The organism is Pseudobythopirellula maris, from assembly GCF_007859945.1.
Lineage (GTDB): Bacteria > Planctomycetota > Planctomycetia > Pirellulales > Lacipirellulaceae > Pseudobythopirellula > Pseudobythopirellula maris.
On record NZ_SJPQ01000001.1, the window covers coordinates 1,379,464 to 1,393,570 of the forward strand.

General features: G+C 66.8%; 11 protein-coding genes. 6 read left to right on the plus strand and 5 right to left on the minus strand.

What is annotated here, in order from left to right; translation table 11 throughout:
• Positions 1 to 6 precede the first annotated feature (6 nt).
• Together Mal64_RS05120 and mscL are read left to right on the plus strand one after the other, a co-directional pair.
• Complete coding sequence (locus tag Mal64_RS05120) at positions 7 to 1,056, plus strand: RluA family pseudouridine synthase (protein ID WP_146397692.1); 1,050 nt, start codon at positions 7 to 9, stop codon at positions 1,054 to 1,056.
• 160 nt (positions 1,057 to 1,216) lie between these two features.
• Entirely contained in the window at positions 1,217 to 1,648 is a 432-nt protein-coding gene (gene mscL / locus Mal64_RS05125; RefSeq protein ID WP_146397694.1) for a large-conductance mechanosensitive channel protein MscL, read from the plus strand.
• 42 nt (positions 1,649 to 1,690) lie between these two features.
• Here mscL and purN read toward each other — a convergent pair whose 3' ends face one another.
• The 4 genes from purN to Mal64_RS05145 form a co-directional block, all read right to left on the minus strand.
• Entirely contained in the window at positions 1,691 to 2,323 is a 633-nt protein-coding gene (gene purN, locus Mal64_RS05130) for a phosphoribosylglycinamide formyltransferase (protein ID WP_197525467.1), read from the minus strand.
• Between the two features lie 111 nt (positions 2,324 to 2,434).
• Positions 2,435 to 2,932: a GNAT family N-acetyltransferase gene (locus Mal64_RS05135; protein WP_146397698.1), complete on the minus strand. Its 498-nt coding sequence runs from the start codon at positions 2,930 to 2,932 to the stop codon at positions 2,435 to 2,437.
• Positions 2,933 to 3,108: 176 nt separating this feature from the next.
• A complete protein-coding gene (locus tag Mal64_RS05140; RefSeq protein WP_146397700.1) occupies positions 3,109 to 6,684 on the minus strand; it encodes a class I tRNA ligase family protein in 3,576 nt (1,191 codons plus the stop codon).
• Positions 6,685 to 6,900: 216 nt separating this feature from the next.
• Positions 6,901 to 7,308: a hypothetical protein gene (locus Mal64_RS05145; protein WP_146397702.1), complete on the minus strand. Its 408-nt coding sequence runs from the start codon at positions 7,306 to 7,308 to the stop codon at positions 6,901 to 6,903.
• Positions 7,309 to 7,597: 289 nt separating this feature from the next.
• Here Mal64_RS05145 and Mal64_RS05150 point away from each other — a divergent pair, with 289 nt between their 5' ends.
• The 3 genes from Mal64_RS05150 to Mal64_RS05160 all read left to right on the plus strand — a co-directional run bounded on the left by Mal64_RS05150 (position 7,598) and on the right by Mal64_RS05160 (position 11,313).
• The gene (locus Mal64_RS05150; RefSeq protein WP_146397704.1) at positions 7,598 to 8,335 is read left to right on the plus strand and encodes a PIG-L family deacetylase; all 738 of its coding nucleotides are present in this window, start codon (positions 7,598 to 7,600) and stop codon (positions 8,333 to 8,335) included.
• 164 nt (positions 8,336 to 8,499) lie between these two features.
• Positions 8,500 to 9,177, plus strand: a complete 678-nt coding sequence (locus tag Mal64_RS05155; protein WP_146397706.1) for a class II aldolase/adducin family protein — start codon at positions 8,500 to 8,502, stop codon at positions 9,175 to 9,177.
• A gap of 372 nt (positions 9,178 to 9,549) precedes the next feature.
• Positions 9,550 to 11,313: a SulP family inorganic anion transporter gene (locus Mal64_RS05160; RefSeq protein WP_146397708.1), complete on the plus strand. Its 1,764-nt coding sequence runs from the start codon at positions 9,550 to 9,552 to the stop codon at positions 11,311 to 11,313.
• Positions 11,314 to 11,324: 11 nt separating this feature from the next.
• Here the strand turns inward: Mal64_RS05160 and Mal64_RS05165 are convergent, their stop codons facing one another.
• The gene (locus tag Mal64_RS05165) at positions 11,325 to 11,840 is read right to left on the minus strand and encodes a hypothetical protein (protein ID WP_146397710.1); all 516 of its coding nucleotides are present in this window, start codon (positions 11,838 to 11,840) and stop codon (positions 11,325 to 11,327) included.
• 237 nt (positions 11,841 to 12,077) lie between these two features.
• Here Mal64_RS05165 and Mal64_RS05170 point away from each other — a divergent pair, with 237 nt between their 5' ends.
• Complete coding sequence (locus Mal64_RS05170; protein ID WP_146397712.1) at positions 12,078 to 13,727, plus strand: Na+/H+ antiporter NhaC family protein; 1,650 nt, start codon at positions 12,078 to 12,080, stop codon at positions 13,725 to 13,727.
• The last annotated feature ends 380 nt before the right edge of the window (positions 13,728 to 14,107 follow it).

The following is a 14,107-nucleotide window of genomic DNA, read 5'->3' on the forward strand; positions in this document are numbered from 1 at the left end:
AGCCCGATGAGCGACACGCCCCCTGCCGACCCCGATCCGGCGCTGACCATTCCCGCCGAAGCGGACAACGGCGAGCCGACTTTCCCCGCCCGCCTGATCGTCGATGAGGTGGAACAAGGCGCGCGGCTCGACGCGTTTCTCGCCAAGCGATTGAACGCGTTCAGCCGGTCGGTGCTCAAGCGGGCGATCGACGGCGCGGCCGTCACGGTCGATGGCCGGCGACGCAAGGCGTCGTTCCGGCTCGAGGTGGGGATGGCGGTCGTCGTCGAGCGGCTCGAGCCGCCGCCCCCCGGCCCCAAGCCCGAGGCGATCGACCTCGATTTCGTCTACGAAGACGATGACCTAGTGGCCGTCAACAAGCCGCCCGGCATGGTCGTCCACCCCGCCAAGGGGCACTGGGAGGGTACGCTCGCCAGCGCCCTGGCCCACCACTTCGGCGCCGGCGGGCTCAGCTCCACGGGCGGGGCCACGCGGCCCGGCATCGTCCACCGGCTCGACCGCGACACGAGCGGCGTGATCGCCATCGCCAAGCACGACCGGGCGCACGAACGGCTCGCGAAGCAGTGGGCCGACCGCACCGTGGAGAAGGAGTACTTGGCCGTGGTGCAGGGCGTGCCGACGCGTGACGCCGACGTGATCGACGCCGCGATCGGCCCCCACCCCAAGCAGCGCGAGCGGATGGCGATCCGCTCCGACACGCCCGACTGCCGCGAGGCGGTCACGCGCTACGAGGTCGTCGAGCGGTTCGAGCGGCACGCCGTGCTGCGCGTGATGCCCAAGACCGGGCGGACGCACCAGATCCGCGTTCACCTGCGGCACCTGGGCTTTCCCGTGGTGTGCGACCGGCTTTACGGGCACCAGGCCGACGTGAACGCCGCCGCGCTGCGCGGCGAGGCGACCTCGTCGGAGCCGCCGCTGCTGCGGCGCCAGGCGCTGCACGCGAGCCGCTTGCGGCTCGACCAGCCGACGAGCGGCGAGCGGCTCACGCTCGAGGCGCCGCTGGCGGCCGACATCGAGGCGGTGCTCGCCGTGCTTCGCGCCGAGCGCGCCTCTTAGCGGCGCCTCACGCGCGTGAATTTCTCTGCGGACCAAGAAGCCGACGGCTCTCGCCGTCGGGTAGGCGCAACTTTACGCGCTTCTCGCGATTGAAGGCTCCCGTTGTGATTGGGAGGCGTTATGCTCTCGGACGTTCTCATCCCCCCAATCGGAGGCCCTTATGGGTATGATCCAAGAGTTCAAAGAATTCGCGATGCGCGGCAACGTGGTCGACATGGCGGTCGGCGTGGTGATCGGCGGCGCGTTTGGCAAGATCGTCACCTCGCTGGTGGGCGACATCATCATGCCGGCCGTTGGCGCCGTGACCGGCGGCCTCGACTTCTCCGAGTGGAAGGTTCAGATCGCCGAGGGAACGCCCGCCGTCGACGGCGCCGAGGCGGTTGAGCCGGTCATGCTGAGCGTCGGCAACTTCCTGAACGCGGCGATCGACTTCGTGATCATCGCCTTCGCCATCTTCATGGCGATCAAGCTCATGAACCGCCTGCAAGAGGCGGCCCTCGGCAAGGACGAGCCGGCCGAAGAAGGCCCCCCCGAGCCGCCCGAAGACATCAAGCTGCTGCGCGAGATCCGCGACTCGCTCAACAAGGGCTGAACACCAACAGCGCGGGTAATGCGGATGCGTTGTGCGTCTGCGTTATCCGTGCTGTTTCTTTCTGCCTTTGCCGATGCGCACGCGGCCGTCTTCGAGCTGCACGCGGCCGGCGGCGAACAGCTTGAGCACGTGGGGGTAGGCCTCTTTCTCGAGCTCGAAGACCCGGGCCGCCAGGGTCGCCGGCGTGTCGTCGTCGAACACCGGGGTCGGCTGCTGCCAGATGATCGGGCCGTGGTCGTACTCGTTGTCGACGAAGTGGACCGTGACGCCCGACACCCGCACGCCGCGCTCGATCGCCGCGGTGTGGACGTGATCGCCGTGCATCCCTTGCCCGCAGAAGGCGGGGATCAGCGACGGGTGGATGTTCACCACGCGGCCCATGAAATCGTCCGGCACGGGGGCGAGCTTCAGGAAGCCGGCCATCACGACGAGTTCGACCCCCGCCTCGCGGCAGGCGTCGAACACCGCCTCGCCGTAGGCGTCGTGCGAGTCGTAATCCTTGCGGGCGAACACGACCGACGGCACGCCGGCCGCCTCGGCGTGGGCCAAGCCGCCCGCCTTCGCGCTGCTGGAAACGACCAGCCGCACGTCGACCTTCAACTCTTCCTTGGCGGCGAGGTCGAGGATGTTCTTCAGCGTCCGGCCACCGCCGGAGATGAGCACGGCGATTTTCACTGCGAAACCGGGTGTGAAAGGAATGCTTCATGTGAGTTGAATGACCAAGGACCAAGCCCCAATGACCAATAGCGAGCGTCGCGGCAGCGCGTTTTGGTCATTGGGTCTTGGTCATTGGGTCTTGTCTGCCAGCACCATGTGCCAGTAGCCCACGTCGAGCCAGCGGTCGAACTTGCGGCCGACCTCGGTGTAGTGGGCCGCCTTCTTGAAGCCGAGCTTGTCGTGCATCGCCACACTCGCCGGGTTGGGGAGCGTCACCCCGGCCACCACGGCGTGCACGTCGCACGCCGGCAACCGGCCGAGCAGCGCCCGGTAGAGGTCGGGCCCGTGGCCCTTGCCGCGGCGGTCGTGGGCGACGTAGACGCTCGTCTCGACCGTGTGGCGGTAGGCGCTGCGTGTCTGCCAGTGGCGGGCGTAGGCGTAGCCCACGAGGGCGCCGTCTTCCTCTAGCAAGAGCCAAGGGAACCGCTCGTTCACCTCACGCATCCGCGCGGCGATCGCCTCGGCCGTGACCGGCTCCTCCTCGAAGGTGACCGTCGACTCGCGGACGTAGTGGTTGTAGAGCTCGGCGATCGCGGCGGCGTCGGCGGGCGTGGCGTCTCGGATCATAGGAGGGGAGGGGAAACTATCAGAAGGTTCAGATGTGGGTGGCGTCTCCGACGCCGATTCGATTGTTTTAGCCGTGGTCTTACGGGCGACACGTTATCGGCGCCGGAGACGCCTCCCGCAGCCCAGCTTCATTTCCCTCATCACGAACTCTCTCAGATTCCATTGATTGGATTCGCTCACGCCTTGACCGCCATCACCTGCAGCTCGGCCTCGGCGTCGCCCACCTTAGCGGCCGCGGAGCCGGCGCCGAGCACCGCTCGGACCTCGAGTTTCTCGGCCAGGGTCTCGCTCGCCAGGTAGTCGTGGAACTGCTCGATCGCCGACTTCAGCAGGTCCGACTCGGTAGCGATGTACACCTCCACGCGGTCGGTGAACTCGCAGCCGATCTCCTTGCGACGGTCTTGGATCGCCCGCTTGAGGTCTTGCGCCAGGCCCTCGCGCCTCAGGTCGTCGGTGAGCTCGGTCGACAGGACCACGACCACGCCGCGGTCGTTCGCGGCCGCCCAGCCCTCCTTCGCCGTGATGCGGACCTCGACCTCCTCGGGCAGCAACTCGACCTCTTGGCCGTCGACGGTGAGGTTGATCTTGCCGTTGTCGCGCAGGTTCTCGAGCAGCTCCGAGCCGCTCTGCTGGTTGAGCGCCTGCTTGACCTTCGGCATCAGCTTGCCGAGCTTCTTGCCCAAGAGCTTGAAATTGGGCAGCACCTCGTGGTCGACGTACTTCTCGGGGTTGTCGGAGAACTCGACCGCCTTGACGTTCAGCTCGCCGGCGATCACCGCGGCGTGCTCCTCGAGCCACGGCTGGTGGGTGTTGTCGGCGAGGATCACCTCGACCTTCGAGAGCGGCTGGCGGACCTTCAGGTCGGCGGCGCCGCGGGCGTTGCGGCCGAGCGAGGAGATCAGCCGCACGAGGCCCATCCGCTCCGACAGCTCCCGGTCGACGAGCATCGCGTCGGCCTCGGGGTAGTCGCAGAGGTGAACGCTCTCGGGGGCGCCCTCGCCGTTCTCTCCCTGGAATGGCTCGGCGAGGTTGCGCCAGAACGTCTCGGCAAGGAACGGCGTGAACGGGGCGATCACCTTGCTGATCGTGGTGAGGCACTCGTAGAGCGTCCAGTAAGCGTCGAGCTTCTCCTGCGACTTCTTGTCCTTGGCCCAGAACCGCTCGCGGCTGCGACGGACCCACCAGTTCGACAGCCCGTCGACGAACTCGGTGATCGCCGAGCAGGCGCCGAAGTTGTCGTAGGCGTCCATCCGGTCGGTGACGATCGCCACCGTGCGGTTGAGCTCGCCGAGGGCCCAACGATCGAGCTCGTCGCGCTCGGCGACGGGGCGGTACGACGCGGCGGCTTGGAACTCCGCGGCGTTGAGCGCGAGCTCGGCGGGAGCTTGCTCCTGCGCGCGTACTGCCTCCCCCAGCCCCTCACCACCAGGGGGAGGGGAATAAACGCCCGCTTCGCGGGCCGGATCGAACCCGTCGATATTGGCGTAGATCACAAAGAAGCTGTAGCAGTTCCACAGCCGCAGCAGGAACTCGGGGATCGAGTCCTTGATCGCCTGCTCGCTGTAGCGGATCGACGACCACGGCGGCTGGTTAGCGAACAGGTACCAACGCAGCGCGTCGGCGCCGTAGAGATCGAAGATCTCGCTCGGGTCGCGGTAGTTCCGCTTGCTCTTGCTCATCTTCTGCCCGTCCTCGCCGAGCATCAGGCCGAGGACGATGCAGTTCTTGAACGGGTGGGGGTAAGAGGTGAGAGGTGTGAGGTCGGAGGTCAGAGACTCTTCTTCCGACCTCTCGCCTCCGACCGCTGACCTCTCACTCCACAGCATCGTGCTGATGGCGAGTTGGCTGTAGAACCAGCCGCGGGTTTGGTCGAGGGCCTCCGAGATGAAGTCGGCGGGGAACTGGCTTTCGAAGCGCTGCTTGGCTTCGCCCTCGTTCTGGCCCTGATAGCCCCACTGCGCGAACGGCATCGCGCCGCTGTCGTACCAGCAGTCGATCACCTCGGTGACACGCCTCATCCGCGATCCGGCGGCAAACGGCGAGTCGTAAGTCACGTCGTCGATGTACGGCTTGTGGACCTTGAGGTCCTCGGGCAGTTCGGGGTTCGCCTTCTTGGCGTTCTCCCAACTCTCCGTGCCGGCGACGCCCGGCTTGAGGAGCAGTTCGTCGTAGCCGCCGATCGCCTCTTGCTTGCCGGTCTCTTCGCACTGCCACACCGGCAGCGGCGTGCCCCAGTAGCGTTCGCGGCTCAGAGCCCAGTCGACGTTCGACTCGAGGAACTTGCCCATCCGGCCGCCCTTGATGTGCTCGGGCAACCAGTTGATCGCTTGGTTGTTCTTGAGCATCGCGTCTTTGTACGACGTGGTGCGGATAAACCAGCTTTCGCGCGGGTACTGGATCAGCGGGTCCTCTTCGGCCCGCCAGCAGAACGGGTAGTCGTGCTTGTACTGCTCAAGGTGGTAGAGCAGGCCGCGTTGCTTCAGATCGCGGGCGATCTCCTTGTCGCACTCTTTGACCCAGCGGCCGCGGACGTAGTCGGGCGCCTCGTCGGTGAACTTGCCGTCGGGGCCGACGCAGTTGATGAGCGTGGGGCCCTCGCCGGGGGCGAACCGCGCCTGCTCGGCCACGAGCACCTCGTAGTCGACCTCGCCGAAGGCGGGCGCCTGGTGCACCACGCCCGAGCCGCTGTCGGTCGTCACGAAGTCGGCCGCCACGACGCGCCACGCCAAGAACTCCTCGCCGCCGGCGGCGAGCTTGCCCCGCTGGGCGCCGCCGAGCTTGAACGCCACGTCGCCCGGCTCGCCCGACTGCTCGCGCAGCGCCTGGCGCTGCTGCGCGCCAGCCAGTGTGTAGTAAGACTCGAACGGCGGCAGGTAGCGGCGGCCTACGAGCTCTGTGCCTTGGCAGGTCGAGAGCACCTTGAGCTCGCGCTTGAGCTTGGCGCCGATCGCCTCGACCAGGTCGCTCGCCATCACAAGCACGTCGCCCGTGTCGGGGTCTTCGACGCTCGAGTACTCGATGCCCGGATTCACGGCCGCGAACTGGTTGCTCGGCAGCGTCCACGGCGTGGTGGTCCAGACCAAGAGCGAGGTCTTGGTGACCTGGCCGTCTTCGAGCAGCGGGAACTTGACGAACACGCTGGGGTCCATCACCTCGCGGTAGCCCTGCCCGACTTCGCCGCTGGAGAGCGCCGTGCCGCCCTGGGCCCACCACCAGACGATCTTGTGGCCTTGGTAAAGCAGGTCCTGATCGAAGAGCCGCTTGAGGCTCCACCACACGCTCTCGACGTATGACTGGTGGTACGTGACGTAAGCCTCTTCCAGGTTGACCCAAAAGCCGAGCCGCTCGGTGAGCCGCTCCCATTCTTTCATGTAGCGCCAGACGCTGGCCTGGCACTTCTGGATGAACGGCTCGACGCCGTAGGCTTCGATCTCTTCCTTCGAGTGGATGCCGAGCTCTTTGCAAACCTCGACCTCCACGGGCAGACCGTGGGTGTCCCAGCCCGCTTTTCGCTCGCAGCGGTAGCCGCGCATCGTGCGGTAGCGGGGGAAGACGTCCTTGATCGCCCGGGTGAGGCAGTGGCCCGGGTGGGGCATGCCGTTGGCGGTCGGCGGGCCCTCGTAGAAGACAAAGGGCTCGGCGCCCTCGCGGCGGGCGAGCGACTTCTCGTAAACGCCCCGTTCTTTCCAGAAGGAAAGAACGTCTTGTTCGAGACGGGGGAAGCTGACCTGTCCGTCGATCGGCTGGAACATGTAGGGAAGCTGTTGGCTGTTGGCGATTGGCTGTTGGCGGAGTAAGTCGACGCGCACCCCGCCTAAGAGCCCCTAATAGACCAACCTCAAGGTGCTCCCGAAAGGGAGTTCGGTTCGCCAAGAAGCGGACGAATCATCCGGATGCGGGGGGCCGGGACAGCGGATCCCCCCGGCCAGCAGCCGGTGGCTAACAGCTAAAGGCCAACAGCCACGCCGTCAGTCGTCAAAGTCGGCGTCGCCCGAGAACTTGTCGTCGGATTTGTCGTCCTCTTCCGCGCCGGGATCGGCCTCGGTGTCGAACTCCTCGTCCTCGGTGTCCTGGAACTCCGGACCGAAGCCATCGTCCTCTTCGGCGTCGTCCCACTCTTCCTCGAAGTCGTCGTCGAAATCGTCGTCGAAATCGTCGTCGTCGAAGTCGTCGAACGGATCGCTCGAGGCCTCGACCTCGGGGGCGCCGCCGCCGATCGCGTTGCCGCCGATCATCGGGCCGGCGGGCACGGGATCAGAAGGCGCGTTCTCGACCGGCGCGGGGGCGCCCACCACCGGCGTCTCGTCGGCCGGTTGGGAGGCGGACGGGTCGTTGAGCGGGTCGAGCGGGGACGAATCGGCCGCGGCCGTGACCATCGCGGGCTTCCTTGTTATCGTGGCTGCGGTCGGAATGACAGGCCGAGCAGACGCTCGGCGGGAGGGCAGAATCCCTCAATCTATACGAAACGCCTGACGCGATTGTCAACCCACGGGGGAACCGCCAAGTCGCCAAGGACGCCAGGAAGAATGGAATCGACACGTTTACAGGATCGAAGTGGATAGGCTGGGGGGCTTCATCCTGCCGATCACATCCTATTTCCTGTGTTCCTGTCAGCTTACCTCCTTCTTGGCGACTTAGCGGTTCCTACCTAGAAAGTGCCGAAATATGAGTGACGACGAGCAGCTGGACGTGATCGCCGTCGGGGCCCACCCGGACGACGTGGAGATCGGCTGCGGCGGCACGGTCGCCAAGCTCGCCGAGGCGGGCTGGCGGGTCGGCATTGTCGACCTCACCGACGGCGAGCCGACGCCCGTTTCAACCGGCCCCGAGATGCGGATGGCCGAGGCGGCCGCGGCGGCCACGGTGCTCGGCGTCAAAAAGCGGATCACGCTGCCGCTGGTGAACCGCCGGCTGATGGACGGCTGGGACGAGCGGGTCGCCCTGGCGAACGTGTTCCGCCGCCACCGGCCGCGGCTGGTGATCGGCCTGGGTGAGCGGACGCCCTTGGCCTCGCCCGACCATTGGCAGGCGATGCAGATCACCGACGCGGCGATGTTCTACTCACGGCTCACCAAGTGGGACGAGAAATTCGAGGGGACCACGCCGCACCGCATCAAGGCGCTGCTGCACTACTCGCTAGGCTACGAGCCATTCACCGCCGCGCCGGCCGGCACGGTGATGATGGTCGACATCGGGTCGACATTGGAGAAGAAGATCGAAGCGGTGAAGTGCTACGCCTCGCAGTTCCCGCCGGAGAAGGCGCAGCTGTTTGACCGCGTGAAGGCGATGAACCAGAGCTACGGCTTCGCCGCCGGCGTGGAGGCGTGTGAACGGCTCTGCTCGCCACGGCCGTTCGCGGTGACCGACCTGATGGGCCAGCTGGGGCTGGGCCGGCCGCTCTAGAGTTTGCTTCGAAGAATGGGTCGCGGATAAACGCGGATCGGGCGGATCGACGCGGATACATCTTGTAGGGGCCGCCCTCCATAGCGGCCCATGCCCTTACTGTTTTATTTTTTCTTCATCCGCGTCCATCCTTTCAATCCGCGTTCATCCGCGTTCCATTCTTCATGGACACCAATCAGCTCAAAGCCGAATTCTGCGAGATCGGCCGGCGGATTTACGCCAAGGGCTTCGCCGCCGGCAACGACGGCAACCTTTCTTACTGCACCGGCCCGGACGAAGTGCTTTGCACGCCGACGATGATCTGTAAGGGTTTTATGGAGCCCGCAGACATGTGCTTGGTCGATCTCCAAGGCACGCAGCTCGAGGGCCGGCGGGCGCCGTCGAGCGAGATCCTCATGCACCTGGCGATCTACCAGGAACAGCCCGCAGCGAAGGCCGTGGTGCACTGCCACCCGCCGCACGCCACGGCGTTTGCCGTGGCCGGCGAGCCGGTGCCGCAGGGCGTGCTGCCCGAGGTCGAGATGTACCTGGGCGAGATCCCCACGTCGCCCTACGCCACGCCCGGCACGCCACGGCTGGGCGACTCGATCCGCCCGCTCGTGGCCCGTGGGGCGACGACCGTGGTGCTCGCCAACCACGGCGTGGTGGCGTGGGCCGACACGGTGGAGCGGGCCTTCTGGCGCGTCGAGCTGCTCGACGCCTACTGCCGCATCTTGCTGCTGGCCCGGCAGCTCGGCGCCCCGCAGCCGCTGCCCGATGGGGAAATCCGCTCGATCCTCCAGGCCAAGGCGGCCCAGGGGCTGAGCGATCCGCGGATCGTGGACGGCGTGGTCCAGGATTAAGCGGCCGCCCGCCCGTCGTTCGGCTGAATGCTAGGGTGTAGGGGCGAGCCGGGGGGCGTAAGCCCCCGGAGTGGTGCGGGTAACCGGGTTCCCTCCGGGGGCTTACGCCCCCCGGCTCGCCAACAACCCCGAGATTCAAAAGCCTTAACACTGCGGCAATTCTGCTTTCTGCGCGTCGCCGCCGTGGTTATACTGCCTGCCCTGCAAGATCTGCCCTTCCCACCCCCTACGCGGCCGCCACGCCGATCCCGGCCTGCCGACCGTCCCGCCTCCAGTTCAAGCGGCCCCCCGTTTTCTGCGCCCCGGTTCTCTCGATAGGGACCCGTGACCGGCGCGGAAGCCCCGGCCGGCGCCCCACCTTTCGGACGATTGATGCTCAACCTGTTCCGCTCGCAGAAGAAGAACCTCAAGAACGACTTGCTGTCGGGCCTGACCGTGGCCCTGGCCCTGGTGCCCGAGGCCGTGGCGTTCGCATTCGTGGCGGGCGTGTCGCCGGTGATCGGGCTCTACTCGGCTTTCTTCATCGGGCTGATCACCGCGGTGTTCGGCGGGCGACCCGGCATGATCTCGGGCGCCACCGGCGCGATGGCCGTCGTGATTGTCGCGCTCGTGGCCACGCAGGGGATCGAGTACCTCTTCCCCGCCGTCATGCTGTGCGGCGTGATCCAGATGCTGGTTGGCGCCGGGCGGCTCGGCATGCTGATCCGCATGGTGCCCCACTCCGTGGTGCTCGGGTTTGTGAACGGCCTGGCGATCGTGATCTTCATGGCTCAGTTCGGCAGCTTCCAAACGGTCGCTGACTCGGGCGCGATGGCTTACATCCGCGGCCCCGCGCTGTGGATCATGCTCGGCCTCGTGGCGCTGACAATGGCGATCATCTGGCTCTTGCCCAAACTGACCCGCGCCGTGCCGGCCTCGCTGGCGGCGATCTTGGTGGTCACGGGCCTGTCGGTCGCGCTGAACCAGCAACTCGATCCCGGCTTGGCGGCCCGCAACCAAGACCGGGTGGTGCTCACCGTGGGCGACATGCTGCTCACGAAGGCGCGCTCGATTGCCGCGGCCGAAGTGACAGGCGCCGACGCCACGGGCCACGGCGCCGCTTCAACCCCAACCGCCGCCCACGACGGATCGCCCGAAGAGGCGGCCGCCGCGATGGCCGCCGTGACGCCCGACACGGTCGGGCTGAGCGCCGGCCTGCCGCGGCTCTTCTTCCTCGAATACGCCCTGCCGCCGCTCACGCTCGGCACGCTGTGGATCATCTTGCCGTTCTCCATCACGCTGGCGGCCGTCGGCCTGATCGAGTCGCTCATGACGTTGGCCCTGGTGGACGAGATCACCGAGACCCGCGGCAGCGGCAACCGTGAGTGCTTCGGCCAGGGGTTGGCGAACCTCGTGTGCGGCCTGTTCGGCGGCATGGGTGGCTGCGCGATGATCGGCCAGTCGCTGATCAACGTGAACTCCGGCGGCCGCGGCCGGCTGTCGGGCGTCACGGCGGCGGTCTGCCTGTTGGCGTTCGTGCTGTTCCTCGCCCCCTGGATCGAGATGATCCCGATGGCCGCCCTGGTGGGCGTGATGTTCATGGTCGTGATCGGCACGTTCGAGTGGGCCTCGCTGCGGATGATGCGCAAGGTGCCGATGGCCGACTACTTCGTCATGCTGCTCGTGGCCGGTTACACGGCTGTGATGCACGACTTGGCCAGCGCCGTGGTGCTGGGCGTCATCGCGTCGGCCTTGGTGTTCGCCTGGCAGCACGCCAAGCACGTCGGCGCCGACGTGAAGTACAACGAGTTCGGCAGCAAGGTCTACCAGCTGCACGGCCCGCTGTTCTTCGCCTCGGCCACCTCGTTCAAAGACCTGTTCGATCCGAAGGACGACCCGCAAGACGTGGTCATCGACTTCTACTACACGCGGGTCTACGACCAGTCGGGGCTCGAGGCGATCAACTCGCTGGCTGAGAAGTACGAGCAGCAGGGCAAGCGGCTGCACCTGACACACCTCAGCGCCGAGTGCCGCCGGTTGCTCGACCGCGCGGGGAATCTGGTCGAGGTCAACGTGTCGGAAGACCCGCACTACCACGTCGCCACGGACCGCATCGCGGCCTACGAGCCGTACGAGCACGAGCTGACGAAGGCTTGAGACTGAGGCCGCTAGGTTTTCAGCCAGAGCACCGCGCCGATGACCACAGCGACGGCGGTCGCAGCCGCGCCGAGCTCGGCGAGGCTGAAACGCCACCCGCGCCGCTTGAGCCGCCGCACGAACCAAGCGGCCGGCAGCAAGGCGAACAACGCCAGTGGCAGCCCAATCGGCGCAGCCACCCAGTAATTCGCAAACAGCAGGCCCTTCTTGGCGCCTGAGTGGGCGCCAGTGTCAAAGCCTGGCGGCGCGTCGCGGAAGCGGGGCGGTTCGAGTTCATCGGTGAAGCGGAAGCTGAACCCGGAAGGCGAGCGCATGCCGGCTTCGCCAGAGCCGGCCAAGAAATACTCTGGGCCGAGTGAAGCGTAGCCGCAGCCCACCCGCAGGTTGCCCGCGTACCAGTGGACCTCGAGGTGACGCGTGAGCGTCTTGTTCGGCTGGCTGTGGTGGGCGTGGCCGATCGAAAACCCTTCCTCGTCGCGCACCTGGGTTCGCGCCCACAGCGCGCTGAAAAAGAGGCACAGCGCCATCGAGATCAGGGCCGCCGAGTTGAAGAGCCGCCCCCTTGTCGATCCGGTTCCGTCAGCAGCTGCGTTGGGTGGACTCATAGCCGGCTAGTCTATTCGCTCGCTGAGCAGGAGGGCAACTTTGCCCTTCGCGAGCGTAAATCCGTGCATCGGCGGCGCGTTTCCAGGTTGTATCGCCGTCCCACAGAGGTCATTTTAGGGCTCCCATCCCAAGAAATCCCCCGACAGGATTCGCTCGCTTTGGAAGCCCACCCCTACGGCTGGCTCAGCCTCGCCCCGCCCGTGGTCGCCGTCTTGCTGGCGATCGTCACCCGCCGGGTCCTGCTCTCGCTCTTGGTGGGCATCTACGCCGGAGCGCTCGTCACGACCGGCTGGGAACCGCTCCAGGCCGCCTACGATCTTGCCGAGACGCACCTCTGGCCAACGTTCACCCAGCCCGACAAGCTGCGGCTGTTCGCCTTCACCATGACGATGGGCGCCACGATCGGCCTGCTGCACGCCTCGGGCGGCATGCGCGGCCTGGTGGGGCTGCTCACGCCGCTGGCCCGCGGCCGCCGCAGCGGCCAGCTCACCGGCTGGGCGATGGGCCTGGTGGTCTTCTTCGACGACTACGCCAACACGCTGCTGCTGGGCGGGGCGCTGAGGCCCGTTTTCGACCGGCTCAAGATCTCACGCGAGAAACTCGCCTACCTGGTCGACTCGACCGCCGCGCCGGTGGCCGGCGTGGCGCTGATCTCGACCTGGATCGCCGTGGAAATCGCCTACGTGCAGGACGGCCTCGACAACCTGCCGGGCGGGGCCGGCGAGGGGATGAACGCCTTCGGCCTGTTTGCGGCCAGCATCCCGTACCGGTTCTATGTGCTGCAAGCGCTGGCGTTCGTGCCGCTCGTGGCGGTGATGGGACGCGACTTCGGGCCGATGCTCAGCGCCGAGAGGCGCGCTGCCGAAGAGCCCGAACTCCCCACCGAAGGGGTCGACGAGTTCGCCGACACGACCAACCACTGGGTCTACGCCGCCATCCCCCTGGCGGTGCTGCTCACGACGATCGTCGGTTTGCTCTACGCCACCGGCCGATCGAACCTCGCCGCCAATGGCGAGGCGCCCTCGGCCGAGGGCTGGCTCCACCTGCGCGACGTGTTCGGCGCCGCCGACTCGGGCGTCGCCCTGATGTACGGCAGCCTAGCGGGCCTGGCCACAGCCGTGCTGTCGGTCCGTCTGGGCCGGCTGATGGAGAGCGACCAGGTTCGCGCGGCGCTGGTGCGCGGCGTGCTGTTCGTGCTGCCTGCGGTGGGCATCCTGTGGTTCGCCTCGTCGCTGTCGCGGCTCACCAGCAACAAGTCGGTCGATGGCCAGCCCACGATTACTGCCTACGAGTACTCCGACCACCGGCTCTACACCGGTGACTACCTCCAGCAAACCTTGCTAGGGTCCGCCGACACGGCCGAGCCGGGGGGCGCGTTCGCAGTGCTGCTGCCCACCGTGGTGTTCCTGCTCGCCTCGGTCACGGCGTTCTGCACCGGCACGAGCTTCGGCACGATGGGGCTGCTGATCCCGATGGTCATCCCGCTGGCGTTCGCCGTGGCCGACCCCACGGCGCCGGGGGGCGACCCGTTGTTCCTCGCTGCGCTGGGCGGGGTGCTCGCCGGCGCGATCTTCGGCGACCACTGCTCGCCGATCTCGGACACGACGATCCTCTCGTCGCAAGCGAGCGGCTGCGACCACGTGGCCCACGTCCGCACCCAGCTGCCCTACGCGATGGTCACCGCAACGGTTGCGGTGCTGCTCGGCACCCTGCCCGTGGGCCTCGGAGTCCCCGTTTGGGTGCTATTGCCCGTGCAGACGGCGACCCTGGTGGCGGTGCTGTACTTCGTCGGCAAGCGAGTGGCTTAAAAAGCCCGGCCCTGCGGCCATCAATCATCGGCACAAAAGCCCCGAATTCCTCCGGGCGCCGGGGGAATCGCCGCGCTGTAGGTAGATTCCCCCCCCGCTACCGGCGGCTCTGCGTGAGCGACCGGGGCGACTCCGCGGCGAACTGTCATAGGGATATAACGGGATGTGGGCACTATCCCGCGAGAAGTGCGATCGGCGTGCGGGACGCAATAATAAGGCCATCGCCGGTCGATCCCTATAAAGCGTTCAAGCCCTACGAACGCAGGCTTAACGGGGTGCATTCTTTGACCGTGTTGCAGGGGCCAACTAAAATCCGAGCTTTTGGATACCTTTTTTCGCGGATCAAATGCGTTGGCTTCACCTTCCCGGCGAGGTTGAAC